Source organism: Solibacillus sp. FSL W7-1464 (assembly GCF_038004425.1).
In the GTDB taxonomy this organism is placed as follows: domain Bacteria; phylum Bacillota; class Bacilli; order Bacillales_A; family Planococcaceae; genus Solibacillus.
On the sequence record NZ_JBBORC010000001.1, the window covers coordinates 1335398 to 1356968 of the forward strand.

General features: G+C 38.9%; 23 protein-coding genes. 22 read left to right on the forward strand and 1 reads right to left on the reverse strand.

Annotation, left to right across the window (positions count from 1 at the left end; translation table 11 throughout):
* Positions 1–70: 70 nt before the first annotated feature.
* The 17 genes from MKZ25_RS06405 to MKZ25_RS06485 all read left to right on the forward strand — a co-directional run bounded on the left by MKZ25_RS06405 (position 71) and on the right by MKZ25_RS06485 (position 15686).
* Positions 71–922, forward strand: a complete 852-nt coding sequence (locus MKZ25_RS06405; RefSeq protein ID WP_340800755.1) for a MurR/RpiR family transcriptional regulator — start codon at positions 71–73, stop codon at positions 920–922.
* Positions 923–926: 4 nt separating this feature from the next.
* Positions 927–1949 (forward strand): serine hydrolase domain-containing protein, encoded by a 1023-nt coding sequence (locus tag MKZ25_RS06410; protein WP_340800756.1) that lies wholly within the window; start codon positions 927–929, stop codon positions 1947–1949.
* A gap of 13 nt (positions 1950–1962) precedes the next feature.
* Entirely contained in the window at positions 1963–3531 is a 1569-nt protein-coding gene (locus tag MKZ25_RS06415; RefSeq protein ID WP_340800757.1) for an ABC transporter substrate-binding protein, read from the forward strand.
* A gap of 71 nt (positions 3532–3602) precedes the next feature.
* Positions 3603–4547 (forward strand): ABC transporter permease, encoded by a 945-nt coding sequence (locus MKZ25_RS06420; protein ID WP_340800758.1) that lies wholly within the window; start codon positions 3603–3605, stop codon positions 4545–4547.
* A 17-nt stretch (positions 4548–4564) separates the two neighbouring features.
* Entirely contained in the window at positions 4565–5392 is an 828-nt protein-coding gene (locus tag MKZ25_RS06425) for an ABC transporter permease (RefSeq protein WP_340800759.1), read from the forward strand.
* A 12-nt stretch (positions 5393–5404) separates the two neighbouring features.
* Entirely contained in the window at positions 5405–6310 is a 906-nt protein-coding gene (murQ, locus tag MKZ25_RS06430; protein ID WP_340800760.1) for an N-acetylmuramic acid 6-phosphate etherase, read from the forward strand.
* A gap of 3 nt (positions 6311–6313) precedes the next feature.
* Positions 6314–7522 carry an anhydro-N-acetylmuramic acid kinase gene (locus MKZ25_RS06435; RefSeq protein ID WP_340800761.1) on the forward strand — a complete coding sequence of 403 codons (1209 nt, stop codon included), beginning with the start codon at positions 6314–6316 and terminating at the stop codon, positions 7520–7522.
* Entirely contained in the window at positions 7500–8486 is a 987-nt protein-coding gene (locus MKZ25_RS06440; protein ID WP_340800762.1) for an ABC transporter ATP-binding protein, read from the forward strand. Before MKZ25_RS06435 ends, MKZ25_RS06440 begins: the two co-directional genes overlap by 23 nt.
* On the forward strand, positions 8479–9456 hold the full coding sequence (locus MKZ25_RS06445) for an ABC transporter ATP-binding protein (protein ID WP_340800763.1): 978 nt from the start codon (positions 8479–8481) through the stop codon (positions 9454–9456). Before MKZ25_RS06440 ends, MKZ25_RS06445 begins: the two co-directional genes overlap by 8 nt.
* A gap of 183 nt (positions 9457–9639) precedes the next feature.
* Positions 9640–10884, forward strand: coding sequence for a tetratricopeptide repeat protein (locus MKZ25_RS06450; protein ID WP_340800764.1), 1245 nt, complete (start codon positions 9640–9642; stop codon positions 10882–10884).
* Between the two features lie 15 nt (positions 10885–10899).
* Positions 10900–11448: a ReoY family proteolytic degradation factor gene (locus tag MKZ25_RS06455; RefSeq protein ID WP_340802980.1), complete on the forward strand. Its 549-nt coding sequence runs from the start codon at positions 10900–10902 to the stop codon at positions 11446–11448.
* A gap of 70 nt (positions 11449–11518) precedes the next feature.
* Entirely contained in the window at positions 11519–11962 is a 444-nt protein-coding gene (locus MKZ25_RS06460; protein ID WP_340800765.1) for a YpiF family protein, read from the forward strand.
* 175 nt (positions 11963–12137) lie between these two features.
* Positions 12138–12644: a QcrA and Rieske domain-containing protein gene (locus tag MKZ25_RS06465; RefSeq protein ID WP_251688852.1), complete on the forward strand. Its 507-nt coding sequence runs from the start codon at positions 12138–12140 to the stop codon at positions 12642–12644.
* A gap of 22 nt (positions 12645–12666) precedes the next feature.
* The gene (qcrB, locus tag MKZ25_RS06470) at positions 12667–13341 is read left to right on the forward strand and encodes a menaquinol-cytochrome c reductase cytochrome b subunit (protein WP_340798150.1); all 675 of its coding nucleotides are present in this window, start codon (positions 12667–12669) and stop codon (positions 13339–13341) included.
* A 39-nt stretch (positions 13342–13380) separates the two neighbouring features.
* A complete protein-coding gene (locus MKZ25_RS06475; protein WP_340800766.1) occupies positions 13381–14175 on the forward strand; it encodes a menaquinol-cytochrome c reductase cytochrome b/c subunit in 795 nt (264 codons plus the stop codon).
* A 181-nt stretch (positions 14176–14356) separates the two neighbouring features.
* Entirely contained in the window at positions 14357–14956 is a 600-nt protein-coding gene (locus tag MKZ25_RS06480) for a DUF1405 domain-containing protein (RefSeq protein ID WP_340800767.1), read from the forward strand.
* Between the two features lie 55 nt (positions 14957–15011).
* Positions 15012–15686 carry a zinc metallopeptidase gene (locus MKZ25_RS06485; RefSeq protein WP_340802981.1) on the forward strand — a complete coding sequence of 225 codons (675 nt, stop codon included), beginning with the start codon at positions 15012–15014 and terminating at the stop codon, positions 15684–15686.
* Between the two features lie 236 nt (positions 15687–15922).
* Here MKZ25_RS06485 and MKZ25_RS06490 read toward each other — a convergent pair whose 3' ends face one another.
* Entirely contained in the window at positions 15923–16789 is an 867-nt protein-coding gene (locus MKZ25_RS06490) for a YitT family protein (protein WP_340800768.1), read from the reverse strand.
* Positions 16790–16979: 190 nt separating this feature from the next.
* Here MKZ25_RS06490 and dapB point away from each other — a divergent pair, with 190 nt between their 5' ends.
* From dapB to MKZ25_RS06515, 5 genes are all read left to right on the forward strand, one after another.
* Positions 16980–17777, forward strand: coding sequence for a 4-hydroxy-tetrahydrodipicolinate reductase (gene dapB, locus MKZ25_RS06495; protein ID WP_340800769.1), 798 nt, complete (start codon positions 16980–16982; stop codon positions 17775–17777).
* 16 nt (positions 17778–17793) lie between these two features.
* Entirely contained in the window at positions 17794–18198 is a 405-nt protein-coding gene (mgsA, locus tag MKZ25_RS06500) for a methylglyoxal synthase (protein WP_340800770.1), read from the forward strand.
* 82 nt (positions 18199–18280) lie between these two features.
* The gene (bshA, locus tag MKZ25_RS06505) at positions 18281–19453 is read left to right on the forward strand and encodes an N-acetyl-alpha-D-glucosaminyl L-malate synthase BshA (RefSeq protein WP_340800771.1); all 1173 of its coding nucleotides are present in this window, start codon (positions 18281–18283) and stop codon (positions 19451–19453) included.
* Positions 19377–20582, forward strand: a complete 1206-nt coding sequence (locus tag MKZ25_RS06510) for a CCA tRNA nucleotidyltransferase (protein ID WP_340800772.1) — start codon at positions 19377–19379, stop codon at positions 20580–20582. Before bshA ends, MKZ25_RS06510 begins: the two co-directional genes overlap by 77 nt.
* Positions 20560–21546: a biotin--[acetyl-CoA-carboxylase] ligase gene (locus MKZ25_RS06515; protein WP_340800773.1), complete on the forward strand. Its 987-nt coding sequence runs from the start codon at positions 20560–20562 to the stop codon at positions 21544–21546. Before MKZ25_RS06510 ends, MKZ25_RS06515 begins: the two co-directional genes overlap by 23 nt.
* The last annotated feature ends 25 nt before the right edge of the window (positions 21547–21571 follow it).

Sequence of the window (21571 nt, forward strand, 5' to 3'; positions counted from 1 at the left end):
TTAAAAATGTAATGAAATTTCTAATTATTTGGTTTATTATGAAATAAAGTTTCATAAAAGGATGTTTTGAATGAAAAATGCTATTACAAGAATTGAAATGATTTTCAACAACTTAAAACCTACTCAGAGAGAAGTTGCAAAATTTATTTTGGATAATCCTAATTTTGTAATAAATAATTCTATTCAACAAGTAGCACAGGCGAGTAAAAAAAGTGAAGCAACAATCGTGAGATTTTGTAAGGAATTGGAATTCGAAGGGTTTAAGGACTTAAAGATGGGAATACTAACATCTTTGAATTTGCAAAAGGATCAACAACAGCAAGGGATTTACAAGCAACTATTGAAAGACTCTACCTTGGAGGAATCTGTATCAGTTATCTCAAACAATAATCAAAATGCGATATTGGAAATGGTGAAATTGATTGATTATGGAAAGCTCAATGACGCAATTGAAATAATGTATAAATCCGATGCCATTTTCATTGCAGGTGTAGGGGCATCGGCATTAGTAGCCCAAGATTTCCTGCTGAAATGCCAAAGGATTGATAAACGTTGCGAAGCTTTGACGGACAGCCATCAAATGCTTGTAAAATCCGTTCATTTAAAACCGACAGACATAGTTTTTCTAGTGACTTACTCAGGAGAGACGAAGGAAATAGTAGAATTTGCAAAGTTGGCTAAGGAAAAAGGAACAACGATTATTGCCTTGACTACTTTTATTAATAATACGGTTCAATCGTTGGCTGATATTAATTTGTATGTTTCAGCTACTGAAGCCAATGAGCGTATAGGAGCGACATCTTCTCGTATTTCACAATTAAATATGATAGATATTTTGTTTACTTGCATTGCTCGGAAAGACTTTGAGAAATCTGTTCAACTATTTAAAGAGACGAAGGCAGTCATACAAAAAGGGGTGTGATTATTTGCTTCAGGACATCATTCAAAGAGGTATTGACGAACAATATTATGCAGGAAGTATTTGCAGTATTTGGGAGGCTGGAAGAGAATGTGAAACTATTATTTTAGGGTGGGCAAATAAAGATAGGGAAGTCTTAATGGACCAGTCGAAGCTATTTGATTTGGCAAGTTTAACAAAGTTATATACTACAACACTAATACTCCATCACATCTCAAATAAGCGTTTGTCTTTAGATGACCGACTGGGAGATTTCAAGTTAGGGCCAGCCGCAATTAGTAATATTACGGTTCGTGAATTGCTGCTTCATACATCAGGTATTACTAGCTGGTATCCATTTTATAACGATAAGCAGCATGGGAAAAGTTTTGAAATGATACTGAATAATATTGATGTAACAAAAGACGCACAACGCAATAGGGTGACGTATAGCGACCTTAATTTTATGCTATTGCGATTTATCTGTGAAAGCATTGACGATCGAACATTTGAACAGCAGATACAATTTATCCTGAAAGAGATTGGAGATGACGAGGGCGGGTTTTTATTGAACCGTCCGACTTCGGATTTTGTTGCTACGGAATATGGAAATCAAATTGAACAGAGGATGTGCAACGAGAGGGACTTAACATTTACAAATTGGCGGTCTACCCAACAATCAATAGTTGGTTATGTTAATGATGGGAATACCTATTATTTTTTTGAAGGGGTTTCTGGACATGCAGGATTATTCGGAAGTTATCGAACGGTTAGTAAGTTAGGTCAATTATACATTGAAGGGGGTGGTTCGCTCTTAGATGCTGAACTTGTAGAACATGTGCTGAAACTTAATGAGAATGATCGAACATTAGGATTCAGCAAAAGTGAATTATTTACCAACGGGCTGGGACACACAGGTTTTACTGGAACAATGTTGTACATTGAACCAAAAACAAAGAGAGTCATTACATTTTTAGCGAATCGACTGCATGTTAAAAATCCAAAAGACATGTATGAAATTCGGAACGAAGTAATTCATTATGTACGTTAATGGAGGGGTTTCAATGAAGAAGTATTTATTTTTGTTTGTCAGTATATTATTGACAATCGTTTTAGTAGCATGCTCAAACGATGATGCAGATAATTCAACAGAATCAGAACCTGCTACTGATGGTGGGGCAACTTCAGAAAATTCAGCAACAGAGAGTGAACTTAAAATTGCAAATGACCAAGAGCCTGCCGGGTTAGATCCTCATAAAGTACCGGCTGCTTCATCTACACGAATTTATTCACAAATATACGAAGGCTTACTTACGTTTGATAAGGATATGAATATTATAGGAAGTCTAGCAACTGATTGGACTCTGGAAGATGACACAATCTATACATTTAAATTAAAGGAAGGCGTTAAATTCCACAATGGTCGTGAAATGAAGGCTGAAGACGTGAAATACAGTTTTGAACGTATTATTGATGAAAACACAGCTTCCCATATTCGTTCATATTTTGCTGATGTGGCTTCGATTGAAACTGTAGGGGACTATGAAGTGAAAATTACATTAAGTAAACCACAAGCTACCTTCCTCTCTAACTTAACACATGCGAGTGCGGTAGTAGTTCCTAAAGAAACAGTGGAAGCAAATGGAGATTTACAGCAAAACGCTGATGGTACAGGTGCCTTTAAACTTCAACAATGGGTACCAGACAACAATGTTACATTAGTTAAAAATGAAGATTACCATGTAGAAGGCGAACCGAAAGCCGCAAAACTGGCATTCTATACAATGACAGAAGAATCAACTCGTTTATCTGCTATTCGTACAGGCGAGATCGATTTTACAACGATTTCAGCCAAGTCCACAAAACTATTGGAAAATAATGAAGATTTATCAATCATTCCGTACCAATCATTGGAATATAGCTATGTAGGATTTAATAATGCAAAGGCACCATTGGATGATGAGAAAGTAAGACAAGCACTAAGTTTAGCAACAGATCGTCAAGAGATTCTTGATATAGTTTGGAGTGGTGAAGGATTAATCTCAGGTCCGGTGGCACCATCGATGGGAGATTGGTCAGTAGATGTAGCTGCACTTGACCTTTATAAATTGAATATTGAAAAAGCGAAGGCCTTGTTAGCAGAAGCCGGTCATCCAAATGGCTTTGATATAACAATCACAACGGCTTCAAGTTATCCGGATATGGTGGATACAGCCCAATTATTACAGCAGCAATGGAAGGAAATCGGTGTAAATGCCACGATTAAGCAAATTGAGTGGGGCGAGTATATTGATACTTGGAGCAATAAGACTGCCGATATTTTAATAGGGCGTAACTCATCGGGTATTGACCCTGACCGTGCGTTAAATTACTTCTTCAGCTCAACAGGTTCTGCAAACGTTTGGAATTTTGCGAACGCAGACTATGATTCGATTGTAGTAAAAGGGTTGGAAACAACTGATCCGGCAGAGCGAAAAACAATTTATGCAGAAGCACAGGAAATGCTGATTAATTTATCACCAAATTTATTTTTAGTTTCTCCAAAAAATTATGTAGCTGTTCGAAAAAATGTTGCGGGTTATACGCCATATCCTCATAATGCATCAGATTTCAATTCAGCAGTAAAAGAATAAAATAAGCTATGAATAGAGTGGTAGGGAATACACTAGCACTCTATTTTTTAATAAGGAGATGAAATCGATACATGACAAGCTATATTTTAAGGCGGCTATTTATGCTTGTGCCTGTGTTGTTTGGTGTTTCTATTTTTATTTTCTTAATGATGCGAGTCGTGCCGGGAGATGTAGCGCAAACAATATTAGGTACGGATGCAACACCGGAATCTTTAGAAACATTACGTAATAAATTTGGGCTGAATGATTCTTACATTAAACAATATATGAATTGGATGGGTGGAGTTCTTACAGGAGATTTTGGTCAATCGATGAGAAATGGCCGGGATGTATTTCCGGAAATTTTAAGTCGCTTCACATTGACGTTCGAATTAACAATTCTAGCGGCTATTATATCTTGGCTAATTTCAATACCGTTGGGTGTATTGGCAGCGGTTAAACGAAATGGTGCTACAGATATTACCGTGCGTGCCATCTCATTATTAGGTGTTTCGATACCGAACTTTGCCTTTGCCACTGTATTGATTCTGATACTGGCTTTATTTTTTAATTACAGTCCACCTATAGGCTATGCCGGATTATTCGAAGACCCAATAAAAAACTTGGAAATTATGCTTATTCCGGCACTAGTACTTGGTACGACGATGGCAGCTGCAATTATGAGAATGACCCGATCCACCGTTCTGGAAGTTTTGAGGCAGGATTTTATCCGAACAATCCGTGCGAAGGGTGCAAAAGAACGGGTGACGATCTTAAATCACGCATTAAGGAATGCATTAATTCCTATCTTAACCATTATCGGTATGCAAATCGGTACATTACTTGGTGGTGCGGTCATAATTGAACAGATCTTCTCATTACCGGGATTGGGACAGTATGTATTAACAGGCATCACACAACGTGACTTAACCGTTGTACAGGGAAGTGTCCTATTTATTTCATTCGTCTTTGTTATGGTCAATTTAATCGTGGATATATTATACGCTTATTTAGACCCGCGGATAAATTACAAATAATGGTTTGAGGTGAAAACATGAAAGGATTTGCAAATCGATTAGTGAAAGATCGAATCGGGCTATTAGGAGCAATCGGAATTATTCTTGTCGTTATTATCAGTATATTTGCGCCAATTATTGCACCTTTCCCGCCAGATAAAATGTTTACAAAACATATTTTAGAGTCACCAAATAGCAGTTATTTTTTCGGAACGGATGAGTTTGGTAGAGACATATTTTCACGTATTTTATACGGTGCACAAGTATCGGTAAAGGTAAGTGTCATCGCGGTAGGAATCGGGGCATCGCTTGGATTGATTTTCGGGTTGCTTAGTGGTTATTTCCAAGGGAAAGTAGATAATTTCATTATGCGAATCATGGATATATTGTTCGCTTTTCCGGATATTTTACTGGCTCTTGCGATTGTAGCTGTGCTTGGTGCGAATATTACCAATACGATGATTGCGATAGGGATAGTATTTACGCCGGTATTTACGAGAACGGTACGGGCAGCAACGATTTCAGTAAAGGAAAATGAGTATATTCAGAGCGCTGTAGCAATTGGTGTAAAGCCGTTTCAAATAATTATAAGACATGTAATACCGAATATTTTAGCACCGTTTATCGTTCAGGTGACACTAGCTTTGTCGGGTGCAATCTTAACGGAAGCAGCATTAAGCTTTTTAGGTTTAGGAGTCCAACCACCAAATCCATCTTGGGGAAGTATGTTAAATGAAAGTCGGACATATATGGAATTTGCTCCATGGACAATAGTATTTCCAACGGTTGCAATCGTATTTACAATATTTTGTTTCAACCTGTTAGGAGATAGTTTACGAGATATTTTAGATCCTAAGATGAAATAAAGGAGTGCTGACATGACTGAGTTTCTTACTACAGAAGCATTAAATCCTGCAACTGAATGGATTGATAAACAATCCGTAACAACCATATTGCAGTGGATAAACGATGCAGATGCGACTATAGCAAATGCAGTACGGAACGAAATTCCTTCTATTAGTAAAGCAGTGGAAAAAATCGTCGAAGCTTTTCAAAATGGAGGTAGATTATTTTATATAGGGGCAGGGACAAGTGGCCGATTAGGTGTGCTGGATGCTTCGGAATGCCCGCCTACATTCAATGTACCAAATACATTAGTACAGGGCATTATTGCTGGGGGGACAAATGCTTTAACAAATGCAGTCGAAAATATAGAAGACAGTGAACAGGAGGCCATTAAGGATTTAGTTAGTAAAGGTTTGACGGCTAAAGATGTCGTGGTAGGAATAGCAGCCAGTGGCCGTACACCTTATGTGAAATCTGCACTTTCGTATGCACATGGGATAGGAGCCTATACTGTTTCACTTGCCTGTAACACCAATAGTGAAATTGCTCAGTTTGCGAATACAGTCATTGAAGTAAATACAGGTCCGGAAGTCATTGCCGGTTCAACAAGAATGAAGGCGGGTACTGCGCAAAAAATGGTTTTGAACATGCTGAGTACGGCATCGATGATTAAATACAATAAAGTGTACAGCAATATTATGATTGATGTACAGGCGACAAATGAGAAGTTACGTAGACGCGCCTTAACAATTTTGAGGAAATTCACAAATATAGATGATAATGAAGGAATGCGATTATTGGAAGAAACGGATTATAACATTCGCTTATCCATTGTTCATTACAAGTCAAATGCTTCAATAGAACAATGTAAGGAAGCGCTGATAAGTTCCAATCAACAAATCGATAAAGCCATCACGATACTTCTTAAGGAGGAATGAGTTATGTATGGAATTGGTGTAATGTCAGGTACTTCTCTGGATGGGTTGGACATCGTAATGATAGATTTAAAATTATATGATGAAAAGAAAGAGATACATATAGTAGCCAGTGATATGGTTGACTATGGGATTTACTTCAAAAGAAAGTTAAGTGAAATCTGTCATGAAAATACAGCCACTATATCTAAAATCACAATGATGAATGCTTATTTGGGGAAATTTATTGGGGAGCATATTAATAACTTCATTAATCGTCATAATATCGATAAAAATTTGATTTCATTTATCAGTTCACATGGTCAAACTATTTTTCATGTACCCTCAGGTGGAACAGAGTTTTATGAAGTGCCATCTACATTGCAGATTGGAGATATTTCATATATTTCGGAACTGACGGGACTACCCGTTATCGGTGATTTCAGAACTGCGGATATGGCGGCAGGCGGGCAGGGTGCCCCACTGTTATCTTATTTCGATATGGCTTTTCTTCAGGATAAAAACGCAGGGAGAGCTATTCAGAACATCGGCGGAATCGGTAATGTAACATACCTGCCTCCAAGTGGCAGTGATGATGTTATTTCATTTGATACAGGTCCGGGAAATGTTTTAATCGATAGAGCCGTTCAGATAATAACAGATGGACAGAAAAACTTTGACAATGATGGGGAAATTGCACGTAAGGGGAAGATTCAATATGAGATTATTGAAAAGTGGTTGGATCATTCTTATTATTCACTGCCATTGCCAAAAACAACGGGTAGAGAGCTCTATACCGAAGATTACCTAAATGACTGTTTAAAAATGATGGGAAATTGTTCTGATGAAGACCGTATTGCAACATTAACTGCTTATACAGTACAAACGATAAAACGAAGCTATGAAAGCTATCTGCCAATGGATGAGCTAAAGGAAATCTATATCAATGGTGGTGGAAGTCTAAACTCTTATTTAATGCAGCTTTTAAAAGAAGCTTTTCCTCAAATTAAGGTTTCCAGGCTAGATGAAATAGGTGTGCCTGGCGTGTGGAAAGAAGCGATTGCTTTTGCCATTTTCGGATATAACACAATGCTGGGAATTCCTAATCAGTTGCCAATCGCTACGGGAGCAAAAAAAGAAGTTGTAATGGGAAAAGTGGCATTTTCCAATGGAAATCCGTGGAAACGATTTGAACGATTGAGAGGTGAAAGCAGTGGAGAATCTATTATCAATTGAAAACTTAACCATTTCGTTAGATAAACATAATAATATTGAACCCCTCGTTAAAAATGTAAGTTTAAAACTGAAGGAAGGAAAAACTTACGGTATTGTGGGGGAATCTGGCAGTGGTAAAAGTTTAACTTCATTGGCAATATTGAATTTACTTGCAGATAAACTATCTGTCATTGACGGGGAAATCAATTTTTTATCAAAGGGAAATTTACTGGAATTAAAAAAACATCATATCCGTAAAATTAGAGGAAATGAAATATCGATGATTTTCCAAGAGCCTATGACTGCTCTTGATCCGATGTATACTATAAAGTATCAACTGTTTGAAGTATTAAAGTTCCATCAAAAGCTTAAAAAAGATGAAATGTATGAACAATCTTTGCAAATGTTGAAATCAGTTGGTATATCTAGACCTGAAAAGGTACTGAATAACTACCCGCATGAACTATCCGGGGGAATGCGTCAGCGAATCATGATTGCGATGGCATTGATATGTAAACCGAAACTATTGATTGCAGATGAGCCAACTACGGCATTGGATGTAACGATACAAGCGCAAATACTGGATTTGATGAAAGATTTGAAAAAACAGTTTAATACAACGATACTTCTCATTACACATGATTTAGGAGTTATTGCAGAGATTTGTGAAGATGTGGCGGTCATGTACGCTGGTGAAATTGTTGAACAGGGTATGGTCCAGGAAATATTCGATCAGCCAAAGCATCCATATACGAAGGGACTATTAAAAGCCGTTCACAGTATAGGTGATCAATCAGCAGAATTATATTCAATACCCGGCAATGTCCCAACACCAGATGAATTTCCTGAAGGTTGTCGCTTTGCATCAAGATGTCCTCATGTGATGGATAAATGCTGGAGTACCTCCCCCAAACCAATACAGATTACGGAAACACAGTTTGCGAAATGCTGGTTATTTGCAGAAGGAGTCGAAAATAATGAATGAGCAGCCAATCTTGCAATTAAAAAATATTAAGCAATACTTTCCTATTAAAGGAGGGCTTTTCAAGCAAACGGTTGGGCACATTAAGGCGGTAGACGACATTTCGCTTTCTATATACAAAAATGAAACGATTGCCTTAGTAGGTGAAAGTGGCTGTGGAAAGTCAACTACGGGTAAAATGATTTTGAGATTGCTGCAACCTACTGATGGAGCGATAATCTACAACGGAAAAAACATCGTGGAATTATCAAACTCGCAATTTAGGGAATTGCGTCGTGATATTCAGATTGTTTTTCAGGACCCTTATAGTTCCCTAAATCCCCGTATGACCGTTAAACAGTTACTTTTGGAGCCACTTTTGACACATAAACTATCGAATCGTAAAGCAGCGGAGCAGGAGATAAAAGAAATTATTCAAAATGTTGGACTGACAGAAAAAAGTTTATCAAAATATCCGCATGAATTTTCTGGAGGGCAAAGACAACGAATAAGCATTGCACGTGCGCTTGTTTTGAAGCCGAAATTTCTCGTGTTGGATGAACCTGTTTCAGCATTGGATGTATCCATTCAGGCACAAATACTAAATTTATTAAAGAAACTTCAGGAAAAGTATGATTTAACGTACTTATTTATATCGCATGATTTAAATATAGTTCGGCATGTAAGTGACCGAATAGCCGTGATGTATTTAGGCAATATCGTAGAAGTGGCCACAAAGGAGCAATTATTTTCAAATCCAAAACATCCATACAGCCAGGCGTTGATTTCTGCCATTCCTAAAAGCCATCCTAATGAAGAAGTTGAAAGAATTATACTGAAAGGCGAGATTCCGGATCCATCAAATCCTCCACAGGGCTGCCCATTTCATACACGCTGTCCATTCGCGATGGAAGACTGCAAAAAAGAAGGTATTGGAATGACGAAACTGTCAGAGGAACATGAAGTCGCGTGTATACTATATGAAAATAATTAAAAGAACATTATGTTGTCTCTAGTTGAAGTTGTATAGCTAGGGACAATTTTTTTTACTAACCTGATATTGGTTGAAATGCTTGATTTCAATAAAAAAATGTTATATGTTAAAGCTTTTCCTTGAGAAGCACCATTCAGTCATGTAGCATAAATATTGAGAACAAAAGAAAAAGGTGAAATACACATGGAACTATTACTACAAGCGATTCAAGAAGGCAATTTAGAGGAGATTAACCGACTTCTTGAATCTTTTTTAATGGATGCTGAACCCGCAGCACAATATGAAGTAGCTGAAGCACTTATGCATTACGGATTTTTAAACGAAGCAGACCGCGTTTTTGAGCATCTGCAATTTTTATTTCCTGAGGAAGCGCAAATTTCAATCGATCGCGCTAGTGTTCTGATTGAGCTTGGTGAAGAGGATAATGCCCTTGATTTATTAATGGGAATAGCCGATGACGCACCGGAATATCCTCAAGCGCTGTTAGTATTGGCGGACTATTATCAGATGCAGGGGTTATTTGAAGTGGCGGAACAACGGATTAATGATGCGTTGCAAATTTTACCGCATGAACCCTTACTGCAATTTGCCAAAGCAGAATTATTATTTGAAACAGGACGTTTTACAGAGGCTGTTCGAATATATGAGGAGCTTTATGCAATTGATAAAAAGTTTGCTGGTATAATATTAGCCCAACGTCTTGCGGAAGTTTACCGTGCAGGTGCAGGCTATGAGACGGCCCTGGATTATTATATGGAAGCACTTGAAGAAGAAGTTACAGCTGACTTGCTGTTTGGTTCGGCATATGCAGCTTTCCAGACGACAAAATATGAACTAGCTATAAAACAGCTGGAAGATTTAAAAGAGTTGGACCCTGATTATTTCTCTGCTTATCTACTGCTGGCAGAAAGCTATGCAATGCTTGAGGATAATGAGCGTGCTTTAAAAGTTATTAAAGAGGGTCTAAAACGAGACGAATACGATAAATCCCTCTATTTATTTGCAGGAAAAATGGCGATAAAAAACGGCAAACAACAGGAAGCGGTAGAATTTTTAAGTGAGGCCATCGCTCTGGATCCGGAATATATGGAAGCAATTTTAGTATTAATGTCTGTTTATAGTACGGAACAACGCTATGAAGAAATTATTTCACTATATGAACAATTGCATCAAAATGAGTTCGAATGGGTCGCATTATATCCATTTGTGGCCAATGCTTATAATGAAGAAGAACTGTTCGAAAAAGCATACGAAATTTATAAAGAGGCATATAATGAATTTAACGATGATGTTGAGTTTTTAGAGAAATATTTCCTGTTTTTAGTTGAGGACGGCAAGCGTGATGAAGCAAAACAAATTGCAGAGCGACTTGTCCAATTACAGCCTTCTGAACAGCAATGGACTGATTTATTAGAACGCTTTGAGTAAAGGGAGGATTGCATGTTGACATATTCCGTACCACTGAATGACAAAAAGTTGTTTATCAGGTGGTTTTTGAAAAATTTTCAGTTAAAAAGACGTGAAGGTGTATGGATTTTAAATTACTTATTAAGTAATAATGACTTATTGCAAAACGTTCACTTCGTTGATGAAGCACATTATTGTCCGCGTTCCATTGTTATGTCGACAATTGAAACGACGAGTATACCATTCCGATTTTATAAAGAAAATATTATGACATCCGATGCTGAAAAAGCATTTCATGATTTACGAATTAATGCACAAGAAGCGATTTATTTTCAGCTGAACTTCCCTAGTGTACCGCCTGATCCTCTCTATTTGGCGGTACTTGAGGAAAACCCGTATGTCCCTGCCGATCTATTTATCAGTGAAAAAGATCGTCTGGCAGCAGAGCGTTTGCTGGAGAATAGTGTGGTGGAATTTCAGGAACAGCAGCTATTAAAAGAAATTGATGAAGCGCTGGATTCCGGTAATAAAGAACGTTTTTTCGAGCTATCTAATTTATTGCAAGCATTAAAGCATACGAAGTAATTTTGAACATTATAAAAAAATTACTTCTTTCCTATTTTCAGAAGTTTTAAATGTACTAGGAGGAAAGAATATGAACTTTATTGTAAAAGATGTAGAACAGTTTCAGGCACAAAAGCAATTTATAGATACGGCGATTGTCCCGCTCGTACAATTGGATTTTACGGATCATGGAATGAAGCAGAGCAGTTCTGCATCAGAATATTTAATGACGTTGACGAACTTCATAGAACAGCAATTTAAAGGTCGTCTACTATTATTACCCCCCTTTTCATATACAATGGGAACGAAGTCAGATAATATCCCGGCAACAATGGAAAAAGAATTGAAGGAAGCAGGTTTTAGAGCAGTGGTCTTTATTACCTGTGACCATTCATGGACCGAATATAAAGAATATTTAAACATTATTTGGCTTCCGTCTATCCCGTTAGAGTCCATGGAACAGAGTGTCAAGCAGAGAATATTGGAAGATCAGCTGAAACAAGTCCTCCCGACTTTTACGAAAATTTGGGTTTAACGAGCATTTTTGTGCTACATTTGTTTCATTAAATGTTCACAAACTACACTTTTGGAAATGAATGCTATATTGACCAACTTATTCAGTTGATATATCATAGATATGTCCTAGTTATTTACTATTTTTAAAAGTATATGTCCGTTGGACTGACCTTTTAGTAAGAGGGGGGAAAAGGATGAGTAGGAATCGAGTTACAAGACGTCAATTTTTAACTTATACAATTACTGGTGTAGGTGGATTTATGGCGGCAGGAATGTTAATGCCAATGGTACGTTTTGCTATTGACCCAATTCTTCAGTCAAAAGAAGATGGAGATTTTGTACAAACAAGCAAAAAAATTGCCGAAATTACAGAAGTTCCGGTAAAAGTGGACTTCTCGTATGAACAGACGGATGGTTGGTACAAATCAGAAGTAGCAGATGCTGCTTGGGTTTACAAAGAAGGTGACGAAATCATCGCAATCTCACCTGTATGTAAGCATTTAGGGTGTACTGTAAACTGGGAAGGTAATCCAGAACACGCAAATCAGTTCTTCTGTGCATGTCATGCGGGGCGCTATGAAAAAACAGGTGTTAACGTTAAAGGTACACCGCCTCTTGGACCACTGGATATGTATGAAGTGTCAGAAAATGATGGTTTCTTAATGCTTGGGAAAAAAATCGCTAACACACACAGTAACTAAATAAGTTAGGGGGTACGACACAGTGCTAAATAAAATTTATGATTGGGTCGATGAACGTTTAGATATTACTCCTATTTGGCGTGATATTGCCGACCATGAAGTGCCAGAGCACGTTAACCCTGCCCATCACTTTTCAGCATTCGTTTACTGTTTCGGGGGATTAACATTCTTTATTACAGTAATCCAAATTCTATCAGGTATGTTCTTAACGATGTATTACGTACCGGATGTAGAGAATGCTTGGAAATCAGTTTACTATTTACAAAACGAAGTAGCATTCGGTGAAATCGTTCGTGGTATGCACCATTGGGGGGCATCTTTAGTAATTGTTATGATGTTCTTACATACACTTCGTGTATTCTTCACAGGTTCATATAAAAAACCGCGTGAATTAAACTGGTTAGTTGGTGTAGGTATCTTTGCCATTATGTTAGGTTTAGGTTTCACAGGTTATTTATTACCATGGGATATGAAAGCGTTATTCGCGACTAAAGTAGGTATCGAAATTGCTGCATCTGTTCCGTTTATAGGTGAGACAATAAAAATATTACTAGCTGGGGATTCCACGATTATCGGGGCGCAAACTTTAACTCGTTTCTTTGCCATTCATGTATTCTTCTTACCGGCAGCATTATTTGCTTTATTGGCAGTTCACTTTATTATGATCCGCCGCCAAGGTATTTCAGGACCTCTATGATCCGATACTAATTGTACTATTTTTTAAGGAGGGGACACTATGCAACGCGGAAAAGGTATGAAATTCGTAGGTGACTCACGTGTAAAAGCGAGTAACCGTATGCCGAATGTGCCAAAAGATTATTCCGAGTATCCGGGGAAAACAGAAGCTTTCTGGCCTGACTTCTTACTAAAAGAATGGATGGTTGGTGCAGTTTTCCTGATCGGTTACTTACTATTAACTGTCGCACATCCTTCACCACTTGAAGGTCCGGCAGATCCAACAAATGCATCGTATATACCGTTACCAGACTGGTACTTCCTATCAATGTACCAGCTATTAAAATACTCTTATGCATCTGGTCCATATAACGTCATTGGCGCAATGGTTATTCCGGGTATTGCATTTGGTGCATTAGCATTAGTGCCATTTTTAGATCGAACACCTGAACGTCGACCATTTAAACGACCATTACCGACAGCATTTATGTTGTTGGCAATAGCAGCACTTATTTATACAACATGGGAATCTGTTCAGGCGACTAACTGGGAAGCAGTTCATGCACAAGGTGAAATTACGGATAAACATCTAGGCTTACTTCCGGATGTTGAAGTAGATGAAACGTCTGAAGGTTATGAAATCTATCAGGCCCAGGCATCATGTATAGGATGTCATGGTGGAGACCTGGCAGGAGTATCCGGTCCTATGCTTCTTGGCAATGAGTTAACAGCCGAAGAGGTTCACGATGTAATTGTGAATGGGCGTGGCGGTATGCCTGCTGGAGCATTTTCAGGTACAGAGGAAGAACTTCAAGTATTAGCTGAATTCATCGCAGGATTAAAAGAAGCTGAATAATTTTTTACACTGGAGAGTCAGAATATTGACTCTCTTTTTAATTTTCCTTTAGTTGCGGTTTGCATTGTATGCTTGCGTAACAAATAAGAACATATATAATAAAAGACGTACAATATTTGGTTTAGTTGCACAGAATACATAATACGGATTAAAGAAGAATGAATAAGAAAAAGGTGAACAAATGAAAGCATATATGATGCAATTATGGTACGTATTAAACCATCGTGCCTTTTTAACCTTACTGCTTATAATTAACTTGCTAGGCACAGTGTACGGCTATTACTGGTATCGAGGGCAGTTGGCAATAACCGAACCGATCTACTATATATTCGTACCGGATTCGCCCACTGCAAGCTTATTTTTCTGTTTTGCCATTATTGGCTGGCTGATCGGCAGGAATTTCAGATTAATGGAAGTACTTGCCTTTATCACGTTGATTAAATATGGATTATGGGCAGTTGCGATGAATCTGCTGACGTTTGCAGAGAATGGACAGTTGGGAGCGGACGGATGGATGCTCGTTGCTTCACATTTTTTAATGGCAGTACAGGCTGTTTTGTATTTACCGAATTACCGATTTAAAATGTGGCACGTGCTGGTTGCGGCTGTTTGGACATTGCATAACGATATAATCGACTATTTGTTTGGACAAATGCCATTTTACAGAGTCATTTACCAGTATCCAAGCGAGATTGGATACTTCACTTTTTGGCTTTCGATGGCATGTATAATCTTTGCTTTTCTTGAAAGTCGTAAGCGGGAATATTTGCAACAAGACTAGAAAGCCTTTAAAATTAAAGAATAGAAAGAGATAGAAAGGGAGTTCGATAATAGTGATGTATATTATTTACTTTATCATCATTTTGCTGTTACCAATTTACGCACAAATGAAGGTGAAAAGTACGTACAAAAAGTTTGCTAAAGTTTCAGCTGAAAAAGGAATGACAGGTGCTCAAGTAGCACGTTATATTTTAGATCAACATGGTTTAACTGATGTTCGTGTAGTACCGACTCAAGGGTTTTTGGCTGACCACTATAATCCTGCAACTAAAACGGTTGCCTTGTCTGAGGACAACTACCACAATTCTTCAATCGCCGGTACAGCTGTAGCAGCGCACGAGGTTGGTCACGCGATGCAGCATGCGGAAGCTTATTCGTTTTTAACATTACGTTCGAAATTGGTGCCGGTTGCTAATATTTCATCGAATATGTCTTGGATTTTTGTAATTATTGGTATGATTGGTTCAATTCCATCATTATTATTACTAGGTATCGTGTTATTAGCGGCAGGTGTTGTGTTCCAATTAATTACATTGCCGGTAGAGTTCGATGCATCCAAACGTGCGATGAATGAAGTCGTATCTTTAGGTATTATCAATAATTCCGAGGAACGCTCTGCAAGCAAAGTTTTAAATGCGGCGGCAATGACATACGTTGCAGCAGCAGCTGTAGCAGTAATGGAGCTATTGCGTTTAGTCCTGATTTATACAGGCATGAATTCGGAAGATTAATATTTAATAGAAATTAGAAAAAGTCATTTTCCCATTGTGGAAAATGACTTTTTTGTTTGGATCAATGTTTAAGAATGAATCATAACCTCTTCATAACCTCTTCTTAAAATAAGTTAGGTTCACTTTGACTAAAAGCGAGTTGATTGAAATGGAGGGCGGCAGACTCCCGCGGCGTGCGTCAGCCCGCAATCGAAACCGACGGACATTGCAACGATAGATAAAATAACTTATTTAGCTTAATGAAGAGGCTGTTTTTTATCATCCAGTGTGAAGCCCTCTCCAGTTACATCACGGACGTCCATGATGGAAACAAATGCATGCGGATCGACGCCATGGACGATATTTTTTAGGCGGACGAGTTCGTTTCGGCCGATTACACAGTACAGAACATCCCGATGCTCTTTCGTAAAATGTCCATGCCCGTCAAAAACGGTTACGCCACGATCCATGTTATTCGTAATTAAGTTTGCGATTTCATCGGACTTTACTGAAATAATAAACGCACCTTTTGCCGAATAGGCGCCTTCCTGCACTAAATCAATGACACGGCCGCCTACATACACGGCTACTAATGTATACATCATCGAACGGGCATCCAAAAACGTCATCCAGGAAAGAATAATGACAAAAAAATCAAAGCCGAACATCGTTTTCCCCATACTCCAACCAAGATATTTATTCGAAAGTCGAGCTAGAATATCGACCCCGCCGGTTGTCCCGCCGAATCGGAACACGATCCCTAAGCCGATACCGACAAATACCCCAGCAAACAATGATACAAGGAATAGATCATCCTGCAAGTTCATATCGACTTCGTAAATTTGAAAGATTTTCAAGAATACAGATACGCTAAGTGTACCGATGATCGTATAGATAAATGATTTTTTTCCTAGTAAACGCCAGCCTAAAATAAACATTGGAATATTTAATAGTAAATTCATTAATGCTGGGTCCCAATTTAGTGTAAAATATAAAATAAGTGTAATACCACTAAATCCACCTTCACCCAGCTGGTTTTGCATATTGAAGTGGACAAAACCGAAACTGAATATCGCGGAACCGATAAGAATTCCGATGATATTCTGTATTTTTATTCCTTGCATAGTAAACCTCCTAAAATCGGTTGAGTAAAAATATATGTGTTGGAGCAGAAAAAAGGTTACATTGTTTATTATGTTTGATTTTGGCCTATTTGACAACAATATGGATGAACGCAATATTGCCGCATCCTATTACTCAAATTTATTAAACAAGGATAAAAAGCAACTAACAGTAAAAAGGAGTTTTTTCAGTATGACAATCAGAGTAGCAATTGCCGGTGCACGAGGCAAAATGGGAACAGAAGCAGTACATACAATTATGAAAAATGACGGAATGGAACTAGTATCGGCACTTGATTATAAAGAAGTCGGTACATCACTAGGCTTGCTCGAAGAATTTCCGGATCATTATGAAGTTCCGATTTACACGAATTTTGTCGAGCTAGTGCGTGAGACAAAACCGGATGTGCTTTTGGATCTAACAAATCCGCTTTGTGTTTATGAACGAACAAAACAGGCTTTACTACATAATATACGTCCAGTTGTAGGGACGACAGGTTTTACAGATGAACAACTTGAAGAACTGCAGCAAATGGCAACAGAAAGACAATTAGGTTGTATTATTGCGCCGAACTTCGCGATTGGTGCGATATTAATGATGAAGTTTGCCAAAGACGCCGCAAAATATTTCCCGGATGTGGAAATAATCGAAATGCACCATGATCAAAAGCTTGATGCGCCATCTGGTACAGGCATTAAAACAGCTCAAATGATCAGTGAAGTCCGTAAGGCGAAAAAGCAAGGACATCCGGAAGAAAAGGAAACACATACTGGTGCAAGAGGCGCAAACATTGACGGCATGCATATCCATTCAGTAAGACTTCCAGGTTTAGTTGCGCACCAGCAAGTTTTGTTTGGCAGTACTGGTGAATTGTTAACGATTCGCCATGATTCTTTAAATCGCGGAAGCTTTATGAGCGGTGTTACATTTAGTATTGAAGAAGTAATGAGAACCAATACATTAATCTACGGATTAGAGAACATCATTTAGAAATGGGTTGATAATTATGAAAATCGCATTAATAGCACATGATCGAAAAAAGGATAATTTAATTCAGTTTGCGATTGCCTATCGCGATATTTTGAAAGAACACGATTTATATGCAACAGGCACGACGGGCACAATGATTGAAGCCGAAACAGGTTTACCGATTACAAAGTTTCGATCGGGTCCATTAGGGGGAGATCAGCAAATCGGTGCGATGATCGCTAATAACGATATGGATATGGTATTTTTCTTCCGCGATCCATTGACTGCACAGCCGCACGAACCGGATGTTATGGCACTAGTACGGTTATGTGACCTGTATCACATACCGCTTGCGACAAACATGGGGACAGCGGAAATTATATTAAAAGGGCTTCAGGAAGGTTTTGTTGACTGGCGCGTTTTAGAAGAGCGCAGAAAATAAAGTGACAGTCAATTTTACTTTATAAATGCAGAATCATTTTGAAGAAAATTAAAATCGTATTGTTGAAAGGATGGGGAGCCGAATGAAAAAATTAAAAATTGGTATTACATGTTACCCGACAGTTGGAGGTTCGGGAGTTATCGCAACGGAGTTAGGCAAAATGTTGGCAGAACGAGGACATGAAATTCACTTTATTACATCAAGTGTGCCATTTCGACTTAATAAAATTTATTCAAATGTGTTTTTCCACGAGGTGGAAGTGAATAATTATTCGGTATTTCAGTACCCACCATACGATATTGCATTAGCAAGTAAAATGGCTGATGTTGTGAAAGAGGAAAAACTGGATTTACTGCATGTCCATTATGCGATTCCTCATGCGGTTTGTGCAGTTTTAGCCCGTCATATGAGCGGTGAGAACTTCGGCATCGTCACAACACTTCACGGAACAGACATTTCTGTTTTGGGCGAAGATTCAACATTAGCGCAGGCAATCAAGTATGGAATTGATTGTTCCGATGCAGTGACGACAGTTTCGGAGTCGTTAAAACAGCAAACATATGCTCTAATCGATACGAAGAAACCGATTGAGACAATTTTTAACTTCGTCGATGAGGATGTGTTTAAGCCTGTAGACCCTGGAAATTTAAAAGAGCAATTTGGCATTTTACCGCATGAAAAAGTTGTTATCCATATTTCGAATTTCCGTAAAATAAAAAATCTGCCGGACATCGTCGATTCATTTTTGAAGATTCGTGAGCGTATGCCGGCCAAATTATTATTAGTCGGGGATGGACCTGAAAAACACCGTGTCACAGATATGGTAAAAGATTCACCGTATACAGATGATGTGTTGTTTTTAGGTAAGCAGGAAAATATTACAGAACTTTTTGCAATCAGTGATTTGAAACTGTTGCTTTCAGAAAAAGAATCATTCGGGCTTGTTTTACTGGAAGCTATGGCATGCGGAGTACCTGGTATCGGTACAGCGATTGGCGGGATTCCGGAAGTGATTACTCATGGTGTGAACGGCTATTTGGTTCCGCTTGGAGATACGCAGGCTGTAGCGGACTATGCGGTTGAACTGCTGCAGGATGAAGAAAAACATCAAGCTTTCAAAGAAGCTGCACTAAAATCTGTACGCGAACAGTTCCATGAAACGAAAATGGTTGAACAATATGAACGTATCTATGAAAGAGTGGCTGAAAAAAAGAATGATTCCACAACAATGGCAAGCGGCAAAGGAAGTCATTAAAAAGATTGAACAAGCCGGCTTTGAAGCATTTATTGTAGGAGGAGCGGTACGGGATTATTATTTAAAAAAGGAAAATAATGATGTCGATATCGCAACAAGTGCATTGCCTGAAGAGATCCAAACGATTTTTTCCAAAACAATCGATGTAGGAATCGCTCATGGTACGGTCATTGTATTGGACTGCGGGGAACCGATTGAAGTGACAACTTACCGGACCGAGTCGACTTACAGTGACCACCGCCGTCCGGATTCTGTCGAGTTCGTGCGAAATTTACAAGAGGATCTAAAACGCCGTGATTTTACCATGAATGCGATGGCCCTTAGTCAAGCGGGAGAATACATCGATTATTACAATGGCCGCCAACATATCGACAGCAAAGTTATTTGTGCGGTAGGAGAGCCGGCTCAACGTTTTGAAGAAGATGCTCTCCGAATGTTGCGTGCTGTACGGTTTGCTGCACAGCTTCACTTCTCGATCGAGGAAAATACATTCGAAGCAATCCGAAAAAAAGCATCTTCAATTGAATATGTTTCAATCGAGCGCATTCAAGTGGAGCTTTCAAAGATCTTTACTTCTTCTCATGCATCATTCGGCATTGAATACATGGAAAAAACGACATTGGGCGATTATTTGTATGGCGATTTTGCAGCTTCTAAATGGGCACGATATTGTTCGGAAGACCGCCAAGTCGGCTGGGCATATTTCTGTTTAGTAAACGGCAGCGATGTGACGCTCCTTACGAAGTACCGCTGTTCAAATAAGGATAAGCACTTCGTAAAAACGGTGTTGGATGCTTATGAAAGTCTACAGAATGGGATAAGCCTTGGTGATCTAATGCACTTTGACTCAATGACTCTCAAAACAGCCTGCCAGTTCACTATCTGGCAAAATCGCAAACTTGAATTGAGCTACGAAGAGTTGGCGGCACGAAAAGATGCATTGCCAATTCAGCATGTGCATGAGCTCGCAATTACAGGGAAAGACTTGCTGGAATGGTCTTCGAAAAAGCGCGGAAGCTGGATTAAACAGACGCTTGATGCAGCAGTTGAAGCGGTCTTAAACGGGAAAGTATACAATGATAAACAACAATTAAAGGAATGGTTTTATGCATTTCACGATGAAGGATGAAATTTTGAAACGGTTTTTGACTGCAAATGGAGAACCGATTTCCGGTCAAGTGCTCGCGGATGAGCTAAATGTTTCTAGAACAGCAATATGGAAACATATGCAAACATTGAAGCAGGAGGGCTATGAGTTTGAAACAGTTAAAAAGCGCGGCTATAAACTGCTATCTGTACCGGACAAAGTGGATATGGGTCAATTGCAGCAATTTTTAACGACGGAACGCTATGGCCGTCAAGTTCACTATTATGAAACGGTCGAGTCGACACAGCTTGTTGCGCATGAACTTGTCCGAGCTGGTGCGCCGGATGGCACGGTTGTCATTGCGGAGCATCAAACTGCAGGGCGAGGGCGTATGATGCGGGAGTGGGAATCAACGGAAGGGCAAGGAATTTGGATGACCGTCATCATTCGCCCCGATATTGCCCCGCACCAGGCCCCTCAATTTACTTTGGTTACTGCTGTGTCCATTGTTGAAGCGATGAAGTCATGTTTTAAAAATTTCACACCTGAAATCAAATGGCCGAATGATATTTTGGTCAATGGTAAAAAGACAACGGGAATCTTGACTGAAATGGTAGCTGAGGCTGATCGAATCCAGGCATTGCTAATTGGAATCGGCATCAATGTCAATCAGCAGGAGAGTGATTTTCCAGAATCGCTGCAGTCGATTGCAACTTCAATTGCGATTGAAGAAGGAGAGCCCGTTGAACGTGTGCATTTCGTCGCGAATGTGCTTGAAGCCTTGGAGAAATACGGTGACGAATACGTTAAAAATGGCTTTAGTCAAATAAAACAGCTATGGGAAAAGTCTTCGGGGACGATCGGAAAACAAGTTAAAGCAACAACACTGCGTGAAGTTGTTGAAGGGGAAGCTGTCAGTATTACTGAGAGCGGTGTCCTGGAAATCCGTCAGGCAAACGGGGAAATTAAAGGCATTTACTCTGCTGACATTGAACTTTTATCATAAATACCTAGTTGAAAAAATCTTTTAC

Coding starts and splice junctions, on each gene's coding strand:
- MKZ25_RS06405 (WP_340800755.1), top strand. CDS start 71: ATGAAAAATGCTATTACAAGAATTGAAATGATTTTCAACAACTTAAAA.
- MKZ25_RS06415 (WP_340800757.1), top strand. CDS start 1,963: ATGAAGAAGTATTTATTTTTGTTTGTCAGTATATTATTGACAATCGTT.
- MKZ25_RS06420 (WP_340800758.1), top strand. CDS start 3,603: ATGACAAGCTATATTTTAAGGCGGCTATTTATGCTTGTGCCTGTGTTG.
- MKZ25_RS06425 (WP_340800759.1), top strand. CDS start 4,565: ATGAAAGGATTTGCAAATCGATTAGTGAAAGATCGAATCGGGCTATTA.
- murQ (WP_340800760.1), top strand. CDS start 5,405: ATGACTGAGTTTCTTACTACAGAAGCATTAAATCCTGCAACTGAATGG.
- MKZ25_RS06435 (WP_340800761.1), top strand. CDS start 6,314: ATGTATGGAATTGGTGTAATGTCAGGTACTTCTCTGGATGGGTTGGAC.
- MKZ25_RS06445 (WP_340800763.1), top strand. CDS start 8,479: ATGAATGAGCAGCCAATCTTGCAATTAAAAAATATTAAGCAATACTTT.
- MKZ25_RS06450 (WP_340800764.1), top strand. CDS start 9,640: ATGGAACTATTACTACAAGCGATTCAAGAAGGCAATTTAGAGGAGATT.
- MKZ25_RS06460 (WP_340800765.1), top strand. CDS start 11,519: ATGAACTTTATTGTAAAAGATGTAGAACAGTTTCAGGCACAAAAGCAA.
- MKZ25_RS06465 (WP_251688852.1), top strand. CDS start 12,138: ATGAGTAGGAATCGAGTTACAAGACGTCAATTTTTAACTTATACAATT.
- MKZ25_RS06475 (WP_340800766.1), top strand. CDS start 13,381: ATGCAACGCGGAAAAGGTATGAAATTCGTAGGTGACTCACGTGTAAAA.
- MKZ25_RS06480 (WP_340800767.1), top strand. CDS start 14,357: ATGAAAGCATATATGATGCAATTATGGTACGTATTAAACCATCGTGCC.
- MKZ25_RS06485 (WP_340802981.1), top strand. CDS start 15,012: ATGTATATTATTTACTTTATCATCATTTTGCTGTTACCAATTTACGCA.
- MKZ25_RS06490 (WP_340800768.1), bottom strand. CDS start 16,789: ATGCAAGGAATAAAAATACAGAATATCATCGGAATTCTTATCGGTTCC.
- dapB (WP_340800769.1), top strand. CDS start 16,980: ATGACAATCAGAGTAGCAATTGCCGGTGCACGAGGCAAAATGGGAACA.
- mgsA (WP_340800770.1), top strand. CDS start 17,794: ATGAAAATCGCATTAATAGCACATGATCGAAAAAAGGATAATTTAATT.
- bshA (WP_340800771.1), top strand. CDS start 18,281: ATGAAAAAATTAAAAATTGGTATTACATGTTACCCGACAGTTGGAGGT.
- MKZ25_RS06510 (WP_340800772.1), top strand. CDS start 19,377: ATGAACGTATCTATGAAAGAGTGGCTGAAAAAAAGAATGATTCCACAA.
- MKZ25_RS06515 (WP_340800773.1), top strand. CDS start 20,560: ATGCATTTCACGATGAAGGATGAAATTTTGAAACGGTTTTTGACTGCA.